The organism is Candidatus Vallotiella adelgis (assembly GCF_020541305.1).
Classification (GTDB): Bacteria; Pseudomonadota; Gammaproteobacteria; order Burkholderiales; family Burkholderiaceae; genus Mycetohabitans; species Mycetohabitans adelgis.
Window position 1 is genome coordinate 970,964 of the sequence record NZ_CP047396.1, and the last position, 23,853, is coordinate 994,816.

The 23,853-nt window shown below is 42.4% G+C and carries 12 protein-coding genes, 1 tRNA gene and 1 pseudogene; 9 read left to right on the forward strand and 5 right to left on the reverse strand.

Going from position 1 to position 23,853, the window contains the following annotated elements:
- Positions 1–24: 24 nt before the first annotated feature.
- From GJV44_RS03565 to GJV44_RS03575, 3 genes are all read left to right on the forward strand, one after another.
- The gene (locus GJV44_RS03565) at positions 25–219 is read left to right on the forward strand and encodes a zinc-finger domain-containing protein (protein WP_226806371.1); all 195 of its coding nucleotides are present in this window, start codon (positions 25–27) and stop codon (positions 217–219) included.
- Between the two features lie 125 nt (positions 220–344).
- A complete protein-coding gene (gene waaF, locus GJV44_RS03570; protein ID WP_226806910.1) occupies positions 345–1,370 on the forward strand; it encodes a lipopolysaccharide heptosyltransferase II in 1,026 nt (341 codons plus the stop codon).
- Between the two features lie 67 nt (positions 1,371–1,437).
- Positions 1,438–1,884 (forward strand): nuclear transport factor 2 family protein, encoded by a 447-nt coding sequence (locus GJV44_RS03575; protein ID WP_226806372.1) that lies wholly within the window; start codon positions 1,438–1,440, stop codon positions 1,882–1,884.
- Positions 1,885–4,010: 2,126 nt separating this feature from the next.
- On the opposite strand, the gene sucD is transcribed toward GJV44_RS03575, so the two are convergent.
- The 3 genes from sucD to recA all read right to left on the reverse strand — a co-directional run bounded on the left by sucD (position 4,011) and on the right by recA (position 8,254).
- A complete protein-coding gene (gene sucD, locus GJV44_RS03580; RefSeq protein ID WP_226806373.1) occupies positions 4,011–4,892 on the reverse strand; it encodes a succinate--CoA ligase subunit alpha in 882 nt (293 codons plus the stop codon).
- An 87-nt stretch (positions 4,893–4,979) separates the two neighbouring features.
- Positions 4,980–6,146, reverse strand: coding sequence for an ADP-forming succinate--CoA ligase subunit beta (gene sucC, locus GJV44_RS03585; protein WP_226806374.1), 1,167 nt, complete (start codon positions 6,144–6,146; stop codon positions 4,980–4,982).
- A 1,046-nt stretch (positions 6,147–7,192) separates the two neighbouring features.
- Positions 7,193–8,254: a recombinase RecA gene (gene recA, locus GJV44_RS03590; protein ID WP_226806911.1), complete on the reverse strand. Its 1,062-nt coding sequence runs from the start codon at positions 8,252–8,254 to the stop codon at positions 7,193–7,195.
- Between the two features lie 1,815 nt (positions 8,255–10,069).
- Between recA and GJV44_RS03595 the strand changes: the two genes are divergently transcribed.
- Positions 10,070–10,146, forward strand: a tRNA-Met gene (locus GJV44_RS03595).
- Positions 10,147–13,121: 2,975 nt separating this feature from the next.
- A pseudogene (locus tag GJV44_RS03600) lies at positions 13,122–14,312 on the forward strand (DEAD/DEAH box helicase); the annotation flags it as partial.
- A 494-nt stretch (positions 14,313–14,806) separates the two neighbouring features.
- On the opposite strand, the gene GJV44_RS03605 reads toward GJV44_RS03600, so the two are convergent.
- Positions 14,807–14,983: a hypothetical protein gene (locus GJV44_RS03605; RefSeq protein WP_226806375.1), complete on the reverse strand. Its 177-nt coding sequence runs from the start codon at positions 14,981–14,983 to the stop codon at positions 14,807–14,809.
- A gap of 250 nt (positions 14,984–15,233) precedes the next feature.
- Positions 15,234–16,061 carry a ferritin-like domain-containing protein gene (locus GJV44_RS03610; protein ID WP_226806376.1) on the reverse strand — a complete coding sequence of 276 codons (828 nt, stop codon included), beginning with the start codon at positions 16,059–16,061 and terminating at the stop codon, positions 15,234–15,236.
- 972 nt (positions 16,062–17,033) lie between these two features.
- Between GJV44_RS03610 and GJV44_RS03615 the strand changes: the two genes are divergently transcribed.
- The 4 genes from GJV44_RS03615 (at position 17,034) to lnt (ending at position 22,579) form a co-directional block, all read left to right on the forward strand.
- On the forward strand, positions 17,034–17,183 hold the full coding sequence (locus GJV44_RS03615; protein WP_226806377.1) for a hypothetical protein: 150 nt from the start codon (positions 17,034–17,036) through the stop codon (positions 17,181–17,183).
- A gap of 1,847 nt (positions 17,184–19,030) precedes the next feature.
- Positions 19,031–19,498: an rRNA maturation RNase YbeY gene (ybeY, locus tag GJV44_RS03620; RefSeq protein ID WP_226806378.1), complete on the forward strand. Its 468-nt coding sequence runs from the start codon at positions 19,031–19,033 to the stop codon at positions 19,496–19,498.
- A gap of 471 nt (positions 19,499–19,969) precedes the next feature.
- A complete protein-coding gene (locus tag GJV44_RS03625; RefSeq protein WP_226806379.1) occupies positions 19,970–20,848 on the forward strand; it encodes an HlyC/CorC family transporter in 879 nt (292 codons plus the stop codon).
- 156 nt (positions 20,849–21,004) lie between these two features.
- A complete protein-coding gene (gene lnt, locus GJV44_RS03630; RefSeq protein ID WP_226806380.1) occupies positions 21,005–22,579 on the forward strand; it encodes an apolipoprotein N-acyltransferase in 1,575 nt (524 codons plus the stop codon).
- Positions 22,580–23,853 lie beyond the last annotated feature (1,274 nt).

The following is a 23,853-nucleotide window of genomic DNA, read 5'->3' on the forward strand; positions in this document are numbered from 1 at the left end:
CTAATCTAAGATCAAGTCTTTTCTATGAGCGAACTGAAGGAAATGCCACTGATTGAACTGAGTGCGAAAGACCTCCCCGCTCGTTGCCCGAATGGAACGATGCCTCGCTGGAGCACGCATCCACGTATTTTCATCGATGTCACGCATGGCGTGGCTCGATGCCCTTACTGCGGCACGCGTTACAAGCTAAACGACAGCAAGGCGCACAAAGTCTATTAGATTGTGCTAGGCCCGCAAGGTACTGGCACAGGCCGTCTTCTGTATTGTTTCTCCCATAATCGACCCGTTTCCAGTGACTCTAGTTGAAGGTCAGATGAAGCGTTTTGACTGGAACTCTTAACTCAATGCGCCGTGCGCTAATAATCACGCCCAATTGGATTGGTGATGTGTTAATGGCTCAACCATTCTTTATGCTGCTCAAGCAGCTACACCACAAAGTTGTCCTCGATGCTGTCGCACCTGCATGGGTGGCACCGGTACTTGCGCGAATGCCAGAAATACGCACAATTTATTCGACAAACCTTAAACACGGCAAGCTGCAACTGTGGCAGCGCTGTCAATTAGGAAGAACTTTGCGTGGAGCTGGCTATGAAGCAGCTTATGTATTACCAAACTCACTAAAATCAGCGCTGATTCTATGGTTTTCTGGAATCCCACTGCGTATTGGCTATACCGGCGAAAAACGCTATATGCTGCTAAATGTGCTACACCAAAATCCACCTAGAGATGAGCGAACCCTCATGGTTCCGCATTACGCAGCTCTCGCCTTCGCACCGGGCGCAAAGCTGCCGGCCAATTTACCGGAACCTCACTTAGATATTGATTTGAACGAGCTGGTCCGCGTGTCGAACCGGTTTAATCTCGACACGCGGGTACCCTTAATTGCGTTCTGTCCTGGCGCTGAATATGGGCCGGCAAAGCGCTGGCCGCCGGAGCACTTTGCGGCACTAGCTAGGATGATCAGCCAGTCATTTCCATATATACAGATTATTGTGCTAGGGTCACCCCAGGACCAAGTAGTTGCTCAGATTATCGTGAAACATGCGCCAAATGTACGTAACCTATGCGGCCAGACGTCACTTGGTGAAGCTTGTGCGCTGGTCATGAGCGCGAGCGCAGTAGTAAGCAACGACTCCGGCTTGATGCATGTGGCCGCGGCACTGCGCCGGCCAGTTGTTGCACTCTACGGGTCAACTGATCCGCGACATACCCCCCCCTTATCTGGACTGGCGAAAGTACAATGGCTACATCTTAAGTGTAGTCCATGCTTCGCGCGCGAGTGCCCACTCGGCCACATGAATTGCCTACGAGAGTTATCTGCTAAACAGGTATTCGGCGACCTGCATCATATACTAATCGCTAATACTTAAAATATGCCAGGATTCGCTCCGCTTTTCACGAAAAGACCACTAAAACTAACTCATCATCGGACGCGCTATGCCACGTTTCGCCCGGATTTTCGATGCCGCAGCTGATGTGCTCAATGCATACTACCAAGCTATTGCCGATGCGAACCTGGATCATGCGATGAGCCTGTGGATCGACGAGGAATCTGCTAGCTACATTTGTGCGGATGGTGCGCACATGCACGGCCTTAGCGAAATCCGAGATGGACTAGCGAAACAATTCACAGTATCACGTGTGACAATTGAGCCAGTTGACATTCGCGTACATGATAGTCTGAGTACCGTGGCCTACACAGTTGCTGAGGCACATCGTCCAATCGATCAGAGCGAGCGCGCAATGATGGTATTCTCGACCTATGTGCTGATACATGAACGCGGAGAATGGCGCATTGCCCATATCCACGCTACCCCGATGCCAGATAGGACTGCCAGCCAGTTTGCTACGAAAATGCGACATGGACAGGGTTCGCTGCACTAAACGCCTTCAGACCGCAGGCTCATATCCAGTTTAATTTTACCTTCTACTTCGTAGTTATCATATTTATATCTCAACGATTATATTCAAGCTGCTTACGCATGTGCCACAGGTTGTCTACTAGCTAAGCCATGACTCTACAAGATAACTAGCGCTCGCACTCTGAAGTAGCGCAGCTCTAACAAAGAGCAGAATATATCTAGAGCTGGCCGATGATAGTCGATACTTGAAACACATCAAAGCAATCAATATTGCTAGCGCGCTTACGTTCCGAGCATAGCTCGGACAGTACGATACGCTGCTCCCTCTGTGTGTAAGTGTATAGATATTCGTATGATAGCTACCGATATATATCTGCTTGATTAGCACGGAGGGCAGGCTTAGCTCTTGGTCGATGGAAAAGAGATAGGTGCAACTGCAACAACGGAATCCACCCCTATATCTGCATCAGATACGTGATATACGAGCACATTGCAGAATTTTCGCATATCCGCTCGAATCGCGCGGATATGCCATGTAGAACGAAAAGGATTGCTTCTACACTTCTCTATCACAATGCTTGTATATTACTGTCGACGTGTATATATTAAATTTGGAGGAGTTTAATCCTGAAATCATATATACACTTGCACACTGAAAACTTATATTTCTATAGCGGTAACCGTATCGTAATGTAGCCTAGTATCTCGCACTGCTTGGAAGTGGGCCGCCCTCCTAAATTTAGGTCGAAAGACGTATTTTTTCAGTACTGTCGTATAATGACAACATTAACTAGCAGCGAGCCGGTATTACCCAGTGGTATAGCAAACTCTAGATTTCTATAAGAAGATGCATGATAACGAAATATTTCGGACGCTATCCATATCTACGCTAGTACGATTACGCTAATTTGAAGCTAGAAAACTATATAACTATTGATACTGACCGGCCGTATGCATTAGCGGAAACACAATTTCGGGTATTATAATCCGCGTCACCAGTTAATTAATCAGCACTTTTTTACACATAACTGAAATGTTATGCCTAAATGCATCTTGAAATTCAACTTAGAATGCTCATCATTCATAATAAATACTAACGCAAAACAGTAACCCCAGCGTTTCGCTGCTTATCTTAGACTGAGTGTGCAAAAAAACTAAACACAACTCAAAGTACTCACTACCTCAAACAACATTTCTAGTCATTTTCTCAGTGTAAATAGTCTAAATTTATACTAGAAAACTGTGTACGGTAATATTCTAGGCAAGAATAAAAAAGAAAGACACTAGCAATTGCATTAAAGAAAGTTTCATATCAAATAGGATGCTAAGAAATTTTAAGTATTATACAAATATTTCATACTGCTATGACAATATATTTCTTGTTTAGCTCATTACATTCAGCTGAATTTATTGCTTAGAATTCCTTAGACTGCATTTTTTTTAAAGTTTCACCCTCTTTATAAAGAAGGCTCCGATAACTACATTGACTTGTTATTCAAAGTATGCACGTTTTAAAAACTGATGCACGTTTATACGTGTGAAACACTGTTGTAACTGTGAAGAGTGCCACGAAACGAGCGAAAAAATTAGAATTAATGTGCGACTTCATATAAGTCAAAGATATACGGAATACGCGGAAGACTACTTTCCCACAGCTTTCCACACAGTAGCTGAATTGATTATCATGATTACATCGTTTTGTTTATGACGAAACTAGAAACGATGGTGATTTTATAAACAGCTAAAAGCTGGTTGTCAACCTTACCTAGAATATGCAATTAGCTATGAAGACAGAATACAATTCCAAACCACAAAAGCGATAGACCCCCGTTCAGAGTTTTAGGACCGAAATGGCAAAAAAATTAGCGAAATACTACCAACCAACCGGTACTAAGTACACTTTACCGCTTGTCATGCTGATTAAAGGTTTGCATGGATAGCAGTACAATAACAATTGCACTGCTCCCTCCAGCTCGAGGAGAAAGACAATTGCAATACTAGCCAGGACAGACAAAAGAAAGAAAAAATTTTCTCAGCTTAGTCGTTAATTAGTCTGTCAAACTAAAATGCTTACCAAAATTCAATTTGCACTTCACAGTGCCAAAAAGAGGTCTAGCCGGCAATAAGAGATACTTATATCGACGGCAACTATAGAACTGACTTTAATAGGCGACCCATCTCAGATGGATTTTTTGTTACGCTGATACCACATGATTCCATGATCTCGAGCTTTGCTTCAGCGGTATCCGAACCGCCTGAGATCAATGCCCCCGCATGACCCATCCGCTTGCCTGGGGGTGCTGTCACTCCAGCGATGAAGCCTACAACTGGCTTATTCATGTTGTTTTTAATCCAGTACGCGGCATTTGCCTCATCTGGACCGCCAATTTCACCGATCATAATGATGGCATCTGTATCCAGATCCTCGTTGAACATCTTCATCACATCAATGTGCTTTAAACCGTTGATCGGGTCACCACCAATCCCAATAGCCGACGATTGGCCTAAGCCAAGCGCAGTCAGCTGGGCAACCGCTTCATACGTTAGCGTACCTGAACGAGAAACAACGCCGATGCGACCTTTTCTATGGATATGACCCGGCATAATACCGATCTTTAACTCGTCTGGTGTAATCACACCTGGGCAGTTCGGTCCAAGCAATAATGTTTTGCAGTTTTTACGGCGCATTCGATCGCGCAGCTCGATCATATCCCGAACTGGGATACCTTCAGTGATGCAGATCACTAAGTCTAGATTGGCTTCAACTGCCTCCCAGATTGCTGAAACGGCAGTAGTTGGTGGTACGTAGATCACTGATACAGTCGCACTAGTTTCTTCCCTAGCTTCTTTAACACTGCCGAAAATCGGAATGCCCTCAAAATCTTCGCCTGCCCTCTTCGGATTCACACCAGCAACATAAGCAGCACGGCCATTCTTGTAGTCGCGGCAAGCGCGCGTGTGGAACTGGCCAGTCTTGCCGGTAATACCCTGCGTAATAATCTTCGTATCTCTATTGATTAGAATTGACATGCAATAACTCCTGTATTTAGTATCTTAGCTCGTGAAAACACGTTAGCAATGACACCATACGTATTTCAGATGTAAGTAAGAAGCGACTTATTTACCTGCGGCTGCAGCAACAGCTTTCTGAGCGGCTTCTTCCATACTATCTGCAGAGATAATCGGTAACCCCGAGTGAGTAAGCATCTGCTGACCAAGAGTTTCGTTGGTGCCCTTCATCCGAACAACCAGTGGGACCTGCAAGTGCACGGCTTTAGATGCTGAAATTATGCCCTCGGCAATCACATCGCAACGCATGATGCCGCCAAAAATATTCACAAGAATAGTCCTTAGGTTCGGGTTCTTGAGCATCAGCTTGAATGCTTCGGTTACCTGCTCGGTCGTCGCACCGCCACCAACATCAAGGAAGTTTGCTGGTTCACCACCGAACAACTTAATTGTATCCATCGTCGCCATTGCTAAACCAGCGCCATTAACAAGACAACCAATATTGCCATCAAGGGAAATGTATGCAAGATCGAACTTAGATGCCTCAATTTCGGACGTATCTTCTTCATCGAGATCGCGATACGCTACAATCTCCGGCTGACGAAAAAGTGCGTTTGCATCGAAGTTAAACTTCGCGTCGAGAGCCATCACTTTTTCGTCAGCAGTTAAGATTAACGGATTGATTTCAGCTATTGATGCATCTGTTTCCCAAAATGCTCTATAGAGGCCATGCAGGTTTGCACGGGCCTGTATAAGCGATATATCCGGCAAGCCGATTTTCTTAGCGATCTCGTCTATATCAGCATCTGTCAAACCTGTGAGTGGATTGACTGTAACCCTATAGATTAACCCAGGTGTTTTCTCGGCTACTTCCTCAATATCTATGCCTCCTTCACTGGAGGCCATTAGTACAACTTTTTGCGAGATACGGTCGATGACGAGAGCAACATATAGTTCTTTTTTGATATCTGCACCCTCTTCGATCAGCAAACGGTTGACTTTTTTCCCTTCAGGGCTAGTCTGATGCGTTTTTAGTTGCATACCAAGAATCTGACTCGAATACTCGCGAACTTGCTCTAGCGATTGCGCAATTTTAATACCACCGCCCTTACCGCGGCCACCAGCATGAATCTGGGCTTTTACTACGAAGACCAGGCTACCGAGCTTCTCAGCCACTCTAACCGCTTCATCCACTGAAAATGCGGGGTTGCCGCGTGGCACCGTGACTCCGCATTTCCGCAGGATCTCTTTACACTGGTACTCGTGAATCTTCATGCGTGATTTCCTTCATTCTGAACGTTGAAATGCATATTACTTGTGCGGAACTTTTCGCACAGTGGCACAGATCTTCGCACGGTACGTGGCTATACCAGCACCGATAAATTTTCGTGAATATGAAACCCATTAAGCTGCAATAAGTGACAGCAATTAAATTGAGATAGCATCGCGTCGCAGGCCTAGCTTACTCTCACATTTAGTGAGAGTAAGCTAGGCCTGCGACGCGGGACGTTCCACATAAGAATGGTGAATAGCTCGGATAGACGCTTTTGCAGTACCCAATAAATACAAAACTGATTTTTTCGTCGATTTGGCGTCGACGGCATTGATCTGAATAATTAATCGCGATGTGCTGCCAAAATTTGTAGATAGGTAGTCCGGCGCTTAGCGCCAGTTGTAAGTTATATATTAGACGTGCTGTAGTTGGTTGGGTTAAGTCAATATTCAACAAGACAAGACATCGAAAAAGAAGGAGGGTGATGTAGAAAGATAGGCAATCTATATCAGGAATCTCGAAATTTTAGCATACTAGACCGATATCCTAAAAATGCATATGTGTTTATCCTGAAAATATGCTAACTAGCAGAAGCACATAAGTAAAGCGCACCCAACACACTGAGTGGGATGGACATTGTCTGAGCGAACCGCCGCTCATCACTAACTTCGCGGTAGATTTGTGATAAACTAGGAAACCCCTTCTGACTGGGGGGGTCATATTTTGTGAAAAATTACTCCCACTGTTTTCTGCTATACTTTTTTCATCAGTTCCAATTGACATCTAATAAAATGTTACACCCCACGTGCTATACATCTACTCACTCGATAACGGCCTATGGCCCGACAAATCAGAATACAAGTCATAATACTTTCGGAATTTCGGAAAATCGTCTGTCGAATAACTAATTACCCTGATTTGGGCACATTGAAATAGGCTCAATATTACCTGTCGCTTTTCTTAATCTAGCAATTGAGATACACGGCTAGTCCAGCACAGCTTTATCTAGCACAATCACAATCAATACGCTTATTAATATGTGCATTTTTTACTTTTTTTTATCCTCAGCGACTTCTGCAGTCGGCGTCACTAAAATACCGAGCGACTTGCGGACACGATTTTCAATCTCGCATGCAAGAATCGGATTCTCACGCAGAAACTCCCGAGCATTATCTTTGCCTTGGCCAATTTTTTGATTATTGTAGCTATACCACGCACCCGCTTTTTCAACAATCTTTGCCTGTACACCAAGATCGATAGCTTCACCCTGTCGGGAAATCCCCTCACTATATAAAATGTCAAAAACCGCTTCGCGGAACGGTGGCGCAACTTTATTTTTGACTACTTTGACTCGAGTTTCGTTACCTATCACTTCGTCGTTTTTCTTTATCGAGCCAATCCGGCGAATATCTAGCCGAATCGACGCATAGAACTTCAGCGCATTTCCACCGGTGGTTGTTTCTGGATTGCCAAACATTACACCAATCTTTATACGGATCTGATTGATAAAGATGACTAGACAATTAGTTCGCTTGATTATACCAGTTAGTTTGCGCAGCGCTTGCGACATTAACCGTGCTTGCAGACCAGGCAGCGTATTGCCCATTTCACCTTCGATTTCAGCTTTTGGCACAAGCGCAGCTACTGAGTCGATGACGATCATATCGATCGAGCCTGAACGTACTAATGCATCGGCAATTTCTAGTGCCTGTTCGCCGGTATCGGGTTGAGAAATCAGCAGCTCTGATACCTTGACACCTAGTTTTGAGGCGTACTGAACGTCGAGAGCGTGCTCCGCATCAATAAATGCGCAAGTTCCGCTAATTTTCTGCATCTCGGCGATTGCTTGCAGTGTGAGTGTCGTCTTGCCGGAGGATTCCGGTCCATAGATCTCGACAACACGGCCACGCGGCAGCCCGCCGACACCTAGTGCGATATCTAGTCCTAGTGAGCCTGTTGATACCACCTGAATATCTTCGACTACCTCGCCATCACCAAGTCGCATGATCGACCCTTTACCAAACTGCCTCTCTATCTGCGACAGCGCAACAGCCAGCGCCTTACTCTTCTCGGCAGTTAGTCCGGCTAAGCTTTTCTTGCTTTCTTCCATGAATCGTCCTTTGCCATAATCAGCGACAGCCCATTGCCCATGCGGCATACTTGTATCGTAGCCATTCGAGCTATCCCTCTTTATGACACTGATGCTTTCGCTCTCACTTACTTGAGGATACCGTATAAAAGAACCGCGCTATTTGTAAGCGTAAAATATACGAACATCTCTTACAACCGCCATGCCTACTTCTGCTGTGCGTCCTGCGGTCTTGTATAACATTATCAGCAAATACTGTCTCAGCAGACTACGAGGTGTCATTACAATTAACGGCTTTAGAAAACAAAAGAGGGGATAAGTTTGTGCCACCAGCACTGAAACATGCTTATGCACATTCTAGTTACTCAAGATGACAGCATACTTACAGACAATCTTTTAAGAGCATATTACGCCGTCGCTGTAATCGCTTAACATGCTAGTCCTCCGATCCAAGACTACCGACAAATAGCGCTAAGTACCCTAGTTTAGGGGTGGCATTTTAGTACAGACAACTACCATCATAAGCCTGTCGCACTTTAAATCAGAAATTTGTGTGCTACCCAACGCATTAGAGCAACCTAGCTCGATATAGCCCTTTTCAGAGGTGTCCAGAGCATCTGTAGACCAGCTTAGCGTCCATAACGCATTTTTTAGCTGCCTATGTAAATAGGTGAATCGGGCACGGCGCTACTCGGATTAGCCCGATTCCTAGTTGGGAAGCTACTATCGCCGGAAAATTAGCTAATGAACATATCCGCTGTCGATTTCGATATTAGGAAGAGTAGCAAAGATGCTACCGGAAAAATCGTCAAGTTGTGCATCGCATGGGATAGTGTCTTCTCTCCAGAAGCACTAGGATGCGGAATAACGCCTGTCATTTGCCAAAATGGCAGACGTATCATCTAAGATGATACTTATCACTGCATGCAGATTTTCGATAATAAGCAATGATCAGCGAGGTTATATATGGATTTTCCACAGATACTGTATTTAAATAAAATACTATATATAAACTGAATTAATAATAAAATAAATTACTACTTTCTTAGTAAAAGTCTTCTATAGACACTTCAGTATTTGAGGTTGCCATGATTTCTTTACTTTTTTATAGTATGCGCTAATTAACAGCATGTCGTTAGCGCTATTTATATTGATACAGCGCAATCTAAGAAAAAATACGCGAGTATGTTACTCGGCATATTATTAATATATGCCGGAAAAATGATGCATATAATCTATGGGAATCCAGACTAGAGTCATGTAATCTTAAGCGAGCGACATCGAATCGGGAAAAGTATGCGGACGATAGAACAATCTAAAATTTTTATCAGCTCGCTCACATTGCATGACTAAGGAAAATTAGTAACACCTTCATGATTTCGTATGATGGGATACTTAAAATCATGGAAAAAAATCGACAAAGTATTTTTCTCTATGATGAAAATCATAATTTATTTATTAATATAATATCCGATATATATTAACCAACTATGCGTGTTTTGATTTTTATAGTATTAGTATATAAGTGATGATTTTTTCCAAAATCGCAGAGACGATGGTTGCGATATTTCTTATGAATATCTAATATATATCAATATTAATTTTTTATTATATCGGAAATCACCGATTCAGAATCTTACTTTCAATATACAATTTTCTATTGTGGCATATAACAGCGATATTTATTATTTATTTATAATTCGCTCATCACCGAATAAATAAGACTTTGATGTAGATAGCTATACACCAAATTAACGAATATGAGTTAGTAGCTATAATAAAATGTAGAAGTAGTTGACAAGCCATCCACACATGTCAATAATATTGACTCAATGTGGCGAATTAGCTCAGTTGGTTAGAGCGACGGAATCATAATCCGCAGGTCCAGGGTTCGAGTCCCTGATTCGCCACCATATCTTAAAAAACTCACAGTAGATTTCTGTTAACAGTCAAGCTTATCTAAAGCTAGTCTAGTTCAGAAAAAATTCAAGCGATACTTTTTTATTTACCATGAGAGATACTCTACATCTCTAAATATTACAGGATGATCAATGTTTTACTAACCTGCCACGGCAGAAAAACTATAACCTCCTCGAATACAACGATTAACTATTACTCATAACTTTCTCTATTAAATATATAAAAATGCTCATTGCAAAGCGCTTCGAAAAAATTTATTTTGAATAAAATTTATTAAAAATAAAAATTTACCCTATAATTATCGAGATTTCCTGTAACAAATTTTTAATAATTCTTATTATTGAGTGACGCACTCTAATATTGTTCATCAGGGTTATCCCCCTGCGACCTGTCACAGCTCACTTGTACTAAGTAGGAAAAAATTATTGCTTTCTATCCTATTCCGATTTTTTATAAAAAATATATACGTCTGTACACGTCATGTCCCAGAACTTCGGCTTAATCTCAATACTGATATTTATTCAAAATTTTAATAAAATTTAATATTTTTATGAGATATATATCAGATTTTTTATCTGAAATATATAATATTAATACTAAAATTACTAGTTAATTTTAGTATTAATAATTTCATCTCAAAAGTCAGCCGTAAGTACAAGTAACAGATAATTTAAAAACGAGCAACAGCGCTAATAGCGCAGAGTATATTACACGATGAGCACAGTTTTCTAATTTATTGAATATTTTTTCATATAATTATTAATATCTATTTAAAATAGATAGGAAAGAGTTAAATGGATAGAAAGTGGACGAATTTCAATTTTGTACGTCAATTTCACTGACTGGAAGGGCCTTAATGAATATTTAACTATATTTAAAGTATAGCCATGAATCATGGAAAGATTCCCGATAAAGATAATATATAGTTCTCTAACAATTTAGAGATCTTACTCATTAGATATAACGGAAGAATACATATTAATAATGTATTGTAGATGTAATATGGAAATATCTGTACATCTCCGTAAGATACTATAGCAATCGACGAATAGACTGGCTTACATGCGGTTTAGCACTCAATATCTGAAAATATATAACTAGTAAATTATATCACGAAAATAATAATAAATCAATCAATATTTAATTACCAATATATCTATCCTATATAGGACTATGCAGTTTTCTATGTTAGAATACCGATTTTCTTTACTTTGAGTAACGAGATAACTAACCATCGAATCTGCAAAGATATGCATTTATATTACAATATGTAATATAAATGCATATCTAGTATTACATATAAACAATTATACCGTAAAATACAATATCACATAACCAATAATCAGCCCGTATGTTGCGTTTATTTCGAAGAAAAATTACGAATATAAGTAGTATAATAGTTAAAAGTGCTATATTATTAATATATAGAAATAAATAAAGTACCGCATAACTACTTATCCTAATATTATATTAATTATTGCTATAAATAATAGCAGATCGATTAGCTATATAAAAATTTATTAGTATAGTAAAGTCATCGACTTAAAACTTGCTTAATACCTTTTCTTTTTGTCAGGTTAATAATATGACAAAATCTCTACTTTTACACTGTAGTCAGATAAGGGTGCTAGCTAAGCACAATGAATTAGAAGTTAAATAGTCAGGGATCTGTTATAAGTTGCAGCACATAATTTATGTGCATAGTACGTTGTTTCAACGTACCGCATAGAACACGACTTTCTTATCTCTAGCATAGACGCAGACATTAACTCGATAATATCATCCAAATGGATAACTACGCTACCTCACACAAGCTTAATAATAAATTTATAAAATTAAACTTGAATAACGAGAATATTTCTATGTTGTGCCTCGAGCACCGTAGGATGATCGTCGTTGTTGACGTCGTGGTTACCGCAGGAAAGATAAAAACAAGTCTTAAATAAAATACTGATGATGGAAGAAAACCCTATATGTCGCACCATGCAATTGATCCGAGTATGAGTCTGTATTATGTCTATTTTACGAAAATAATCGATAGCGAAAGAATCGAGTTGATTGTGAGAGCACTAAAATTTAATGCGAAACTAGGCTTACCCACAGCCATCAAGTAGTGGCAGCCAGCGTAGTAGCACGTGAATAACCTATGCCGCTACAAGCTAGTTCAATTCAAATTCGTTTGCTCGTTCTGTTCCTCCGATGAAATCGGCTTACTTCACACGATATATATTGTTTAAGTAGACTTACTAGTCTATAAACTTGATTGAATCTTACGACGATATATTCTATACTAATAATAGTTTATATAAGACTAGTTCTAATATATGGCATAAAAATCTGCCATATATTTATATAATTATTTTATTCTCAAAATACTACACGTTACTAATAAACAAAATTATTACAAAATATTTTAACAAAAATCTGCACAAGATTTTCACATTTTCTTCAAGAAAAAAGTGATATATCTAGCGCCGACTCAGTTACGACTAGAATCTGAATATATAAAGTTGATAATCCTAGTTAGGCGGTTTGCGTATAAACTATATTAGCAAGTAACACTTGGGTGTGCGTTGAATGAAAAATGCTGAACTGTCTGAATACCCTTGCAACGAATCTCAGAGGCGATTACATCGCTGAAAAATCAGCTAGCTGTTTATACAATACGTGTACGCTCCAGGATGGAGCGTACACGTATAACATCGCTCATGTACCTAATATTAGATCAGGAAGTTACTATAGTAAGTCAAAAAACCGCGCTTTGTGCCGCTTTGCTGAGCTTAAGTAAATATCTAGTGATATAGCGCTTACGAAACCACGAGCTAAGCTATCTCGCTTTGTTATGATGCTATGTATTTGTGCTAGAGCAGAGCAACAGGCAAACTGCCTGCGCGTCTCCTAGGTTCTTACTGCACTAATTTTCGACTGATGCGCGTTGCGCGTCGGATGAGTGGCAATACTATTCAATATGCAATTTTATTCTCTTGGACTGTCTGCACCCCTAGTTCGTGCTATCCATGAACTAGGTTACACGATACCCACACCGATACAGCAGCAAGCTATTCCGGTTGTGCTTAGCGGAGGTGATCTGCTTGCTGGCGCACAAACCGGCACTGGAAAAACTGCTGCTTTTATGTTACCAATCCTGGAAAAACTATCCCGCATGCGTGTAGTATCAGGAAAAGCATCAGTGCACGCGTTAATTCTAACACCGACACGCGAACTAGCGGCACAGGTCGAGCAGAGCACGCGCGAATATGGTAAGTATTTAAAGCCACGTTCGACGGTTATATTCGGCGGTGTCAGCATCAACCCCCAAATCGAGGCATTGCGGTGCGGCGCCGACATCGTCGTGGCTACGCCTGGACGATTGCTCGATCACATTCAGCAACGAACAATTAACCTGAGTGTTTTAAAAATTCTAGTACTTGACGAGGCTGACAAGATGCTGGATATGGGGTTCATCTACGATATCAAACGAGTGCTCAAGCATCTGCCGTCGCAGCGCCAGAATTTATTATTTTCGGCGACGTTCTCTGACGAGATTAAGGCGCTCGCGGATAACCTACTTGATTCGCCACTGCTCATCGAGATGGCCCGTCACAATACTACTGCTGAAACAGTTACTCAAACAATCTATCCAGTAGATCGCGAACGCAAGCGCGAGCTACTCACGTACTTAATTAGGACCTATAATTGGTCTCAGGTACTTGTGTTCACGCGCACGAAGCACGGCGCAAATCGGCTTGCTGAACAATTAACACAGGATGGCATTATTTCCCTAGCGATCCACGGCAATAAAAGCCAGGCAGCCCGGACTCGGGCATTATCAGAATTCAAAGGTGGCGTACTACAGGTATTAGTTGCTACAGACATCGCGGCACGAGGTATCGATATTGATCAATTGCCACGCGTGGTAAATTTCGACCTGCCGAATATTCCGGAAGATTATATACACCGTATCGGCCGCACCGGACGAGCAGGTGCAGCAGGTGAGGCTATATCGCTGGTCTGCGTCGATGAGCGTCAATTACTAGTAGACATTCAACGCTTAATCAAGAGTGTACTACATCATGAGGTTATTGCCGGTTTTGAGGAGGATCCTAATGTCAAACCGGAGCCAATCAAGCGACACATTAAAGCAAACACGCGGCGCTCAACGGCTACTCGATCCTCCGCGGGGCGTCGCTAACCCACATGCTAGTGAAATAACAGAATCACTAGTAGTGACAATCGTTAAATCCCGCACTGAGCGGGATTGGAAAATCTACACCTCATATCATCTGCATACCTAGAAAAACCGAGAGCCGTACTCTCTGGGAGTACGGATCAGATTATCTGCTTTCCAGCCCGTATTAGATCGGCATCACGAAGCAGTAATCTACCTATCCGCAGCATGCGCGGCCGTAAAATTCCACACACGCATCGGTCTACCATGCACATTATTCTTACGTATCCGAATCTTTATCAGAAACTGCCTAACAAAAAACAACGCCTCAATTTAGTCTCACATATAAGCATCGCCTGGATGTGTACGTTTTAGCGAGAAAGCACTACCGAGCGCTTGGGCTGAAGCAGCGCAAACGTCATGTCGGCTCAAGCTTCTGCGTAGTAGAGTTGCCACGCTGTCACTATGACGCCCCTAGCACGACGTCAAACAACGGTCAATGTTGTTGCGTCCTGTTGGCGATGTGCTATCACGTTTAGGCGAACTTGATAGGATACATGCTCGAAAACAAACTCAAGCAGTGCATTTCCACCCATAGACATGGCGCGCCCGATTCGGGATTTCGGCCATAGCACAAATCGTACTCTTTTAGAATTAGGCACAATAATTTGCCTATATTAACTAGCGGGCCGAAGGGCTAACCGAGCAAGTCGGTAACAATCAATGAGACAAAGAAGAACTTTGTCATGCGGATGCAACTATGCACCATAATTTTATGGTATATGGCTACTCATAAAATAGTTCCCGTATTAGCATAGTTTCCCGATCTAGAATTTTCTTTTCCTGCTCATAAACGACAACCGCGCTCTGCGATATCTGTCTATACTCAGATTAAGTGCCGTTTTATACGGACTAGCGAAAGAATACATGCTGTGTAATCTTAATCAGTGAATGGTGTACACCGCGTTGAATTTTCGAAGGTAGATTCAGTGGTTTGAGTAGCATCTTCACGAACATATCAGCTGACATATGCGTGCGCACCAGTCCGTTCACGCGCGCCGCCTTTTCCTGCATATATGTACTATTACAAGCCTTTGGAGAATATCTAACCGATAGCACATGTCGCAGCGCAATCTCCGAGTCTTCGTTCTTGATTTCCTTCATACGGCGAATTAGAGCGCCTAAGACCGTAAAGCGGCTATTGTCTTCTATCTGGTTGTACTTCTTAAAAAATCTGAAGAAATACTTATAATGTCGGACTTCATCCGTACAAATATTATTGGTAATTTCCCTGAGCACTAGCTCATCTGAGAACTCGTTGATTGCGCGATATAGCGTGGCTGTACCAGTCTCTACTACACAGCGCGCAACCATTTCAAGAGCCCGGGTCTTTTCAAGCCCCTCTATCGAACACGTTTTCGAGTACTCATCAAAAAAACGCTCGAATGCTAGGTTCCAATCGAACTCCGGCCAGACATAGTTAATATATGCCTTCAGCGCACGTCCGTGCTGTAATTCCTCGTGCTCCCAATGTTGGTTTAACCATCCAAACACTTCTTGATCGCCATCAAAGAATGTGCTGAGGTTACTCGTATACAAATCTGAGCCACTTTCAATAAACGATGCCGCGCACAACAGCAGCAGCAAATCTTCGTTTATAGCGGCACACGAACGATCGATCCGCGATAAATCGATATCCTCGATACGCCACGACAGCACAGCTTGAGTGTCGGTTTGCATTTTTCCTCCGAAGTCTGCGCCCTACGCACAGTACTGAATCTGAGTATGGGTTCGCGACTTCTGCGTAACCTACGTGATATCGGTTGCAGTTTAATATGCTGTGTCCTACTATGCTTATGCTTATAAGACTAGGTATTCACCTAAGCAGTTCCGACATTCCGCATAAAAAGAACACTCTTTGCACAGCATGCGCATACTTTACAATACGCTGACTTAGACTGCTTTGCGATCCATATTAACCAAAATATGAACAAAAACTTGCCAATCATATTTGATATATGCTAGCAGAATTTGTTGAATTATATGCATCAGGAAAAGCTCATCACTGTTTACGACCTTTCCAAAAAATTTCGCACTATACTACGGCACTCCGGCACGCCGTAAGCAAGCTCGCTAGAATAAATGTGCTGCTGTGATTCCCATGGGGGGAATCACGCTGACCATCAACTTAGAAAAGTTGGTGTATATGAGTATATTGCCGCATATTTCGGAAAAAAATCGGCATATCCATGTATTAGCCAGGCTATGTTGTTCCAGACTAGTCGTCCACCGATTATCAATCTAGGTAAGACGATCGACAATTCGCTATTACGGTTTTCGCGTGATTACCAATAGCCTAAAATTCTAGCAGTCACGAGCGACTATGTGCTGGCATAAACTAAAAAAAGCGAGACGTACCGATCCATTGCCAAATACTTCAGCTAACAAATTGACAGCTATGCATCAATAACCTCGTATGACTTAGAAGGGCAATACTGCGCTGCGATATGGTCAGATGCTATACAGCAGTCGCTTTTCCGCTATAAGATAGTCTGATAGACGATCAACATCCGGCTAGGTGATAATAGCAATCTTATTACTGGGTTATTTCTCCGGCTCTCGCTATTCTAGAATACACTTAAGCACCTTGATATTTTTGAATATATTCGCTAGACGTCTTTAGTCACGCGCGACTACCGATTAGATTTAAATATGCCTTTAGGAAAACCGCCCACTCTGTCGGTATTCGGCGGTAAGATTACAACATTTCGCAAGCTCGCCAAAAAAGCATTAAATGGCCTCAGCGATCCGCTATCAATCACTCATGGCCTGGACTCACAATACACTGCTGCCTGGCGGTAATATTTCGACTCAAACTTTTTCATCGTTCGTCGAGCAATTCGCAGTGCATCATTGGTTAGCCACCCAGCACGCGCGCATTGCGCTACGCGCATGCGTATAGCACGCGAGTCAAGCAGTTGCTACACAGCGTGCAAAGCTCTCTGTCCGACTTGGGGTTCAGAGTTGCGCCTGGGCTTTATGAAGCCGCACTATGCTATTTACGTGCTAAGGAATGGGCATAAAGCGCAGACGATGTGTTATGGCGGCGCTCTAAGATTGGCCTTCACCTAGATACCCAAGAAGTTTTAACGTGCAGTCTTGATTTGAGCAATGCAGCAGCGATATTCGCCCGCCGCCGAACCTAACCAACGCCTTGCTTTCGTAATTCAGACCTAGTATGACTAGTAATCTGCTGTGTGAGTCAAGGACTTCAAATAATTAAGAAGACCTAAATAATTAATCACTTTATTTTACACTCGATTTTTTGAGGCTCAATTCAGACGAGATGTACTCTCGCCAAAATATAGTCAATTCGGTATTACCCGAACTTTTTGATCTGAGTCAGGAACAAGATTATATTAATCGATTAATCAATATCGTAGGTCAACGTAAAACCCCCGATCGCCTGGAGGGCACAATATCTACCCCGCCTGGCCTACAAAGTGATCTTGTAGAAGATATAGCAGAATCTCTATATCACTGATTTGTGTAAGACATCAAAAGTGCTTGAATAACATCGATAAATGAGAAGATCGGAAGTATAATTGACGTTTGTTGCTTTAGCATTAAGCTAAAATAAATCTTAAGTTATATAATAGCGTGCTTACTAAATTAGCGTAGGTAAAGATTTTTGCTACAGCTCTAGAAGAGCACAGGCGCTAGCATGTGTTAAAAACACCAATAGCACCGTCTGATTTTGCTAATAAACATTAGTCGAACAGACAATCTAATGGCCTATAACAGCCCAGTAACCCATAAACAACAGTCGCATGTGCAGATTAGTAACTATAGAATCGATCTCCCCTTATTCGGACGGCACGACTGCGCATCAGCAAGCTCTACATAAACGGGGGAATAAAGCAGAAAACGACTCTTCAATGTAGATTACAGCCAATTTACGGTGTACATATACATCCATCCTAAATTAGAGGCAACAACGCGTTTTACCCGTCTATCTAAACAGACTCTCCTGTTAGTTGCTGGAACGATACTGCTGAACTTAAATAGCGCTGATAAATAGACTAGTATTTTGTTTGCTACACTCTCCCGGAACATATCAAGTATAGGCTGTAGGCGCCGCGGAACTAATCGATGTGGACAAGAAAGACATTCCACAATAGAAATTCATTCCAATATAAATATTGGAGCATAGATAACTTGTGTATAAGCTGATTAATATCAAATAGACATAATCGCAATCAGCAACGATGTCGCGTGTTTTGCAGCACAACATTAGCTACTAATGCTGGTACTTCCAACCCTTGCTAATTTATGGCACATACAAATTAAGCTCGATATAACGCTCTGGGCTCAAGATGATTGAGATCAAGCTGCTTGTGTGTGCATGCGCCAAAATAAATGATATGCCTGTCATCCCGAATAAAGAGTCAAGATCATATCTAAGTAGATATAGATAGTCTTATACGCACTGACTGTCGGTTTAAGACGACGATTACCAACGTTATTACACAGATTAATTTGCATAGGTAGGGCGGCAAGAATAGGCCGGCGGAAGTACATCGGTACCCGAATAAGCAGCGGCATTTCGCTAATATATTTCATATCCGCCGACGCGGCGCATCATCTGCGCTAGTCGCACAACATTGTCGTGACTTAACATAGCGCTGTCTGGACGACGTAGATCTAATATGAATACGCCTTGTTCCCTAAAACTTACGCTCAACATTCAGTTTTCTGCTAAGGTGCTCACCACCTATCAGCCGTTATTCACACGATCTAGGATCGCCGGCTGGGTCCGTGCTGCGCTTTTCGCGAATGCTGATTTAACGATCCGTTTCGTGGACGAACAGGAAAGCTGTGAGCTGAACCGCAGATACCGTGGCAAAAACTACTCAACTAACGTGCTGACGTTTGCATACGGAAGATTACGCAATCATCTGATAGGCATCGACCTTGTGCTTTGTTGTCCTGTAGTGGAACATGAAGCGCGTGAACAGAAAAAACCGCTGGATGCTCACTATGCACATCTGATTGTGCACGGCTTGCTACATGCACAGGGCTATGCTCATCAAGACGACGAGCAGGCACGGACAATGGAGTTGATGGAAATCAATATTTTGGCACAACTCGGTTATCCAGACCCGTATGTAGAATAGTTTGGTAATCTTCTCCTAGTCTACTAAAAAACAATATAAGGCGAAGAGGAAAACTACACGGAATCTTATGAACATAGACGAACTGCATAATAAGTGTGCTCTACAGACATAAGCCAGCTTGGCACACTACCCACGTCACGCAGCAGGATAGTACTGGGTAGTGCTTGACTATCCTCGGCTCGCGCTTGGATTGGAATTTACGCTATAGGCGGATTCAACGCTAGTAAGATTCATTTATAGCATACGCTGATCTATGCGGAGTTCATGAGCGATACACCGCTATTCATCTATGAATTGTTAATTTAGAATCTTACTCGATAAGAAGCCAATGATCTCGAGTCTGTACCTGTTGTTGATGAATCGGGTATTCTTAAATGACCCGGATCTGTCGCGGTGCGAAAACATATATTCCGGTTAGGTGTATGCTTTGATTATCTCCATCGCGCGTCTAGTCTCGCGGGACGCTTGAAAATGAATGACTCCTATCCTATTCGGAAAAGTTACTCGAAATATTCAGAAAAACCGCGTTCGCTGCTAGAACGTTTTACAGATCTTATCTCACCAGAGCCGGAATCCCGCGGAGAGTTACTTGAAATCCTGCAGGATGCGCATGCACGCAACCTGATCGATGCCGACTCTCTCTCGATGATCGAGGGAGTATTCCAGGTGGCTGACCTATGCACGCGCGACATTATGGTACCTCGTGCACAGATGGATGCAATCAACATCGCCGATGATCCAGATCAGTTTATTCCATTTGTTCTAGAGAAGGCGCACTCGCGATATCCAGTGTACGACGGTAACCGAGATAACGTAATTGGTATCCTACTTGCGAAAGATCTGCTGCGCTACTATGCGGAAGAAGAGTTCGATGTTCGCGGCATGTTGCGCCCCTCTGTATTCATTCCTGAATCAAAGCGACTGAACGTGCTGTTGCACGACTTCCGCGCCAACCACAACCATATTGCTATCGTTGTTGATGAATATGGCGGTGTCGCCGGATTGATTACTATCGAGGATGTTCTTGAGCAGATCGTCGGCGATATTGAGGATGAATATGACTTCGATGAAGAAGAGGGTAATATCATTGCGACATCAGACGGCGGATATCGCGTACGAGCGCTGACCGAGATTGAGCAGTTCAATGAAACGTTCGGCACAAACCACTCCGATGATGAAGTCGATACAATCGGTGGTTTAGTAATACACCGCTTCGGCCGCGTGCCTCACCGTGGTGAAAAAATACGCATCGATGATTTTGTGTTCGAGGTGCTGCGAAGTGATGCACGACAGGTGCATATGCTGCTTGCCAAGAATGTACCAGCTGATGTGGTTTGCGCGCCGCGCTGATGATTGAATTCAGGGCAGCGTCTACCTACCGTTTTCCTGCACTGAGAGATGGTTAATAAACCGATCGTTAATTCTACGGTCCGCACCCTCTTGTCTAGGGTACCGCTATCGAAATATATTTCAGGTAGCCTCTGTACAAGGAGGGCCAACTTAATATTGGCAATTACGCTCGGCGGACTCAATACGCTTTCATTTGCGCCTTCGCTACACGGCGGATGGCTTGAGTTAGCTATCTTTGCTGGTACTTTTTGGGTCATATCACACGCCCCAACACTGCGCGCCGCGTTGCTAGCTGGTGGCATATTCGGTTTTGGTCAGTTCGTTAGTGGGATATGGTGGCTATACGTAAGTATGCACTTCTATGGCCACATGCCCGCTCTTATCGCCGGTGCTGCTGTTATATTGTTCTCCCTCTATCTAGCTTTGTATCCGGCGCTTTCAGTTGGGCTATGGCATGTGTGCTGTGCGCCATTCGGACAACGCACGATGTTTCCCAGTTGGCATGCTAGTATGGCATTCGCATGTGCATGGGCATTAGGAGAATGGTTGCGAGGGACTATTTTCACTGGTTTCCCGTGGCTTGTTAGTGGATACGCACAAGTTGATGGGCCGCTAGCTGGCTTTGCTCCGCTCATCGGCGTCTACGGGGTCAGCTGGGTCCTTGCACTCGTCGGTGCGCTAATAATACAGACAGTCATGAATGTTAGCACCGAGCGTGGTGTGGTTGCATGGCTTATGCCTGCCAGCGTTGTGGTAGGACTAATAGTCAGTGGCATTCTGCTCTCTCGCGTAACATGGACGCAACCAAGCGGGCCAGCGCTTTCGGTTCGTTTGCTTCAAGGCAACATCAAACAGAGTATAAAATTTGACCAAATCGGTATACGTCATGCCCTTGCGACATACCAGCGGCTTATTACGGAAAAGCCAGCTGATCTGGTCGTGACGCCCGAAACCGCTATCCCATTGCCACTATATGAGACGCCGACCGAGTTTAGAACAACGGTACAAAGCTTTGTAGACGCCACGCACACTTCTGTTTTATTCGGTGCAGTCGGTGTCACGATAACCAAAAACGGGGGCGAGAATTTTACTAACGCGCTGTATGGAATCACACCTGAATCATCGATTCTTTATCGATACGACAAGCATCATTTAGTTCCGTTCGGCGAGTTTATCCCGTGGGGCTTCCAGTGGTTTGTCGACATAATGAGGATGCCATTAGGAAACTTTGCACGTGGCCGAGCAATACAACCACCATTCATTGTACGCGGACAATCGATCGCACCAAGTATTTGCTACGAAGATACTTTTGGCGAAGAGATAGCCTACATGCTGCGCAGCCAGTTGTATCCAGCCACTATGCTGATCAACTCAACAAACCTCGGCTGGTTTGGAAATACGATTGCACTAGACCATTATCTACAGATTGCGAGGATGCGCTCGCTTGAAACTGGGCGGCCTATGCTGCACGCGACTAACACCGGTGTGACTGCGATAATCGATTCAGATGGTTTGGTCAAAGCCCAGTTGCACCGCTTTACCGTAGGCGCTCTCGATGTCAATATACAAGGGCGCAGCGGAATGACTCCCTATATTCTCACTGGCAATATAACCGTATTAATTATATCAATAGTTGGGTTAGCTATCGGTCGCGGAATAGAACGACATACCTGCCCTAGCAGATATATTCGAATAGGCACTAATATTTATCTATCCGTAAGTAATTTCTAAAATAGAATGACTATTCAGTATAGTGCTCTTCTAATATGATATAGATCAACCAATCTTAATAGTTAGTTATTCCTTTGCTCGCCGTATCGTTTTTAAACAAATTGTGTGGCATTAATTACGACTAGATATTCTGCTTAGTTACACGTGTAATCGATGAACTGCTTCTAAGCGAGTTGCTTTAAAATCCCCTTTGTTACTTCCCCAGTCGAAGAGTGAATCGTAGCATTGGTACACTGATAAATTCAGCTCATATCACCTCCTAAGCAGAGACTAATAAGCGATATGCCATGCCAGCGGCCTTTCATCGAGTTGATAGCGCACGAACTCCGATAGAGCTTATCAGAAAAAGAGATTATTAGGATCAGGGATATCTTTGTCTTTTGAAAGAATAGATTTTGCAGATAGTCGTAGCTCGAAAACCGAGAGGCTCACATAAATCTACTTGCTGTCTTTCGCAAACTCATATCAACTATCTAATATATAAATAATTCCGACTAAATAAGCTCTCGATTAGCAATAATACGAGGTATATATTATTCTAGTTCGAGATTAATTTAAATTATTTTAATATAATATCTTACGTATTATAGATTTAAATAATAATATTATTTTATGGAAAGTACTTGTGAAAAAAATATTGTTTCAGTAAAAACATAATAGCCATAAAAAATGCAAAGATGCCTTATAAAGGCTGACAATATAATCAATCTCAAGCAGTCTAACTGCAAGATTTATCATATCTCGTGCGATCTCTGGGCCAGCGTATTGAGAAAATAAGAAACTATGATTTATTTTTAATACAAAGTGACAAAATATTTAAACATTAACCATCGTCTTTTTACAGCTAATACTGAGTATTTTATTATATAAGTTTTTATCGGCGTGAACTCGCTATTTCATCCGGCTCAGAATAAATTTCGTAGATAAAACCCGTTCTTTAATATATGGCTAGATTTAAAATACAGTGGTAATAAATAAACATAAATCAAGATTTATATTATAAAAATCTATATACTATGAATTCGATTAATTTTTTTCTAGCAACTTTTAGAGGCGGTAAAATAACTATAAGATACTGTAATTTTTTATACTTATTTTTCAGCTCGCTTCAATGAGTTACTTGGCGCTATGCAGGAATATAACAAACGCCACCCATTACAATCCAGAAGAGTTAAGATCCTTCTGATTCTTTACTGATCGGAAAATACAAGTGTCTGCGTCTCACGCAGAGTTAGTAGTGATTTTTTATCACGTGCATCTTCGAGACCGTGATC

What these genes read in the sequence shown, in the direction of transcription:
- GJV44_RS03615 (WP_226806377.1), top strand. Translation starts at nt 17,034, where the DNA reads ATGCCTTTAGGAAAACCGCCCACTCTGTCGGTATTCGGCGGTAAGATT.
- GJV44_RS03565 (WP_226806371.1), top strand. Translation starts at nt 25, where the DNA reads ATGAGCGAACTGAAGGAAATGCCACTGATTGAACTGAGTGCGAAAGAC.
- waaF (WP_226806910.1), top strand. Translation starts at nt 345, where the DNA reads ATGCGCCGTGCGCTAATAATCACGCCCAATTGGATTGGTGATGTGTTA.
- GJV44_RS03575 (WP_226806372.1), top strand. Translation starts at nt 1,438, where the DNA reads ATGCCACGTTTCGCCCGGATTTTCGATGCCGCAGCTGATGTGCTCAAT.
- recA (WP_226806911.1), bottom strand. Translation starts at nt 8,254, where the DNA reads ATGGAAGAAAGCAAGAAAAGCTTAGCCGGACTAACTGCCGAGAAGAGT.
- sucD (WP_226806373.1), bottom strand. Translation starts at nt 4,892, where the DNA reads ATGTCAATTCTAATCAATAGAGATACGAAGATTATTACGCAGGGTATT.
- GJV44_RS03625 (WP_226806379.1), top strand. Translation starts at nt 19,970, where the DNA reads ATGAATGACTCCTATCCTATTCGGAAAAGTTACTCGAAATATTCAGAA.
- ybeY (WP_226806378.1), top strand. Translation starts at nt 19,031, where the DNA reads ATGAATACGCCTTGTTCCCTAAAACTTACGCTCAACATTCAGTTTTCT.
- GJV44_RS03610 (WP_226806376.1), bottom strand. Translation starts at nt 16,061, where the DNA reads ATGCAAACCGACACTCAAGCTGTGCTGTCGTGGCGTATCGAGGATATC.
- sucC (WP_226806374.1), bottom strand. Translation starts at nt 6,146, where the DNA reads ATGAAGATTCACGAGTACCAGTGTAAAGAGATCCTGCGGAAATGCGGA.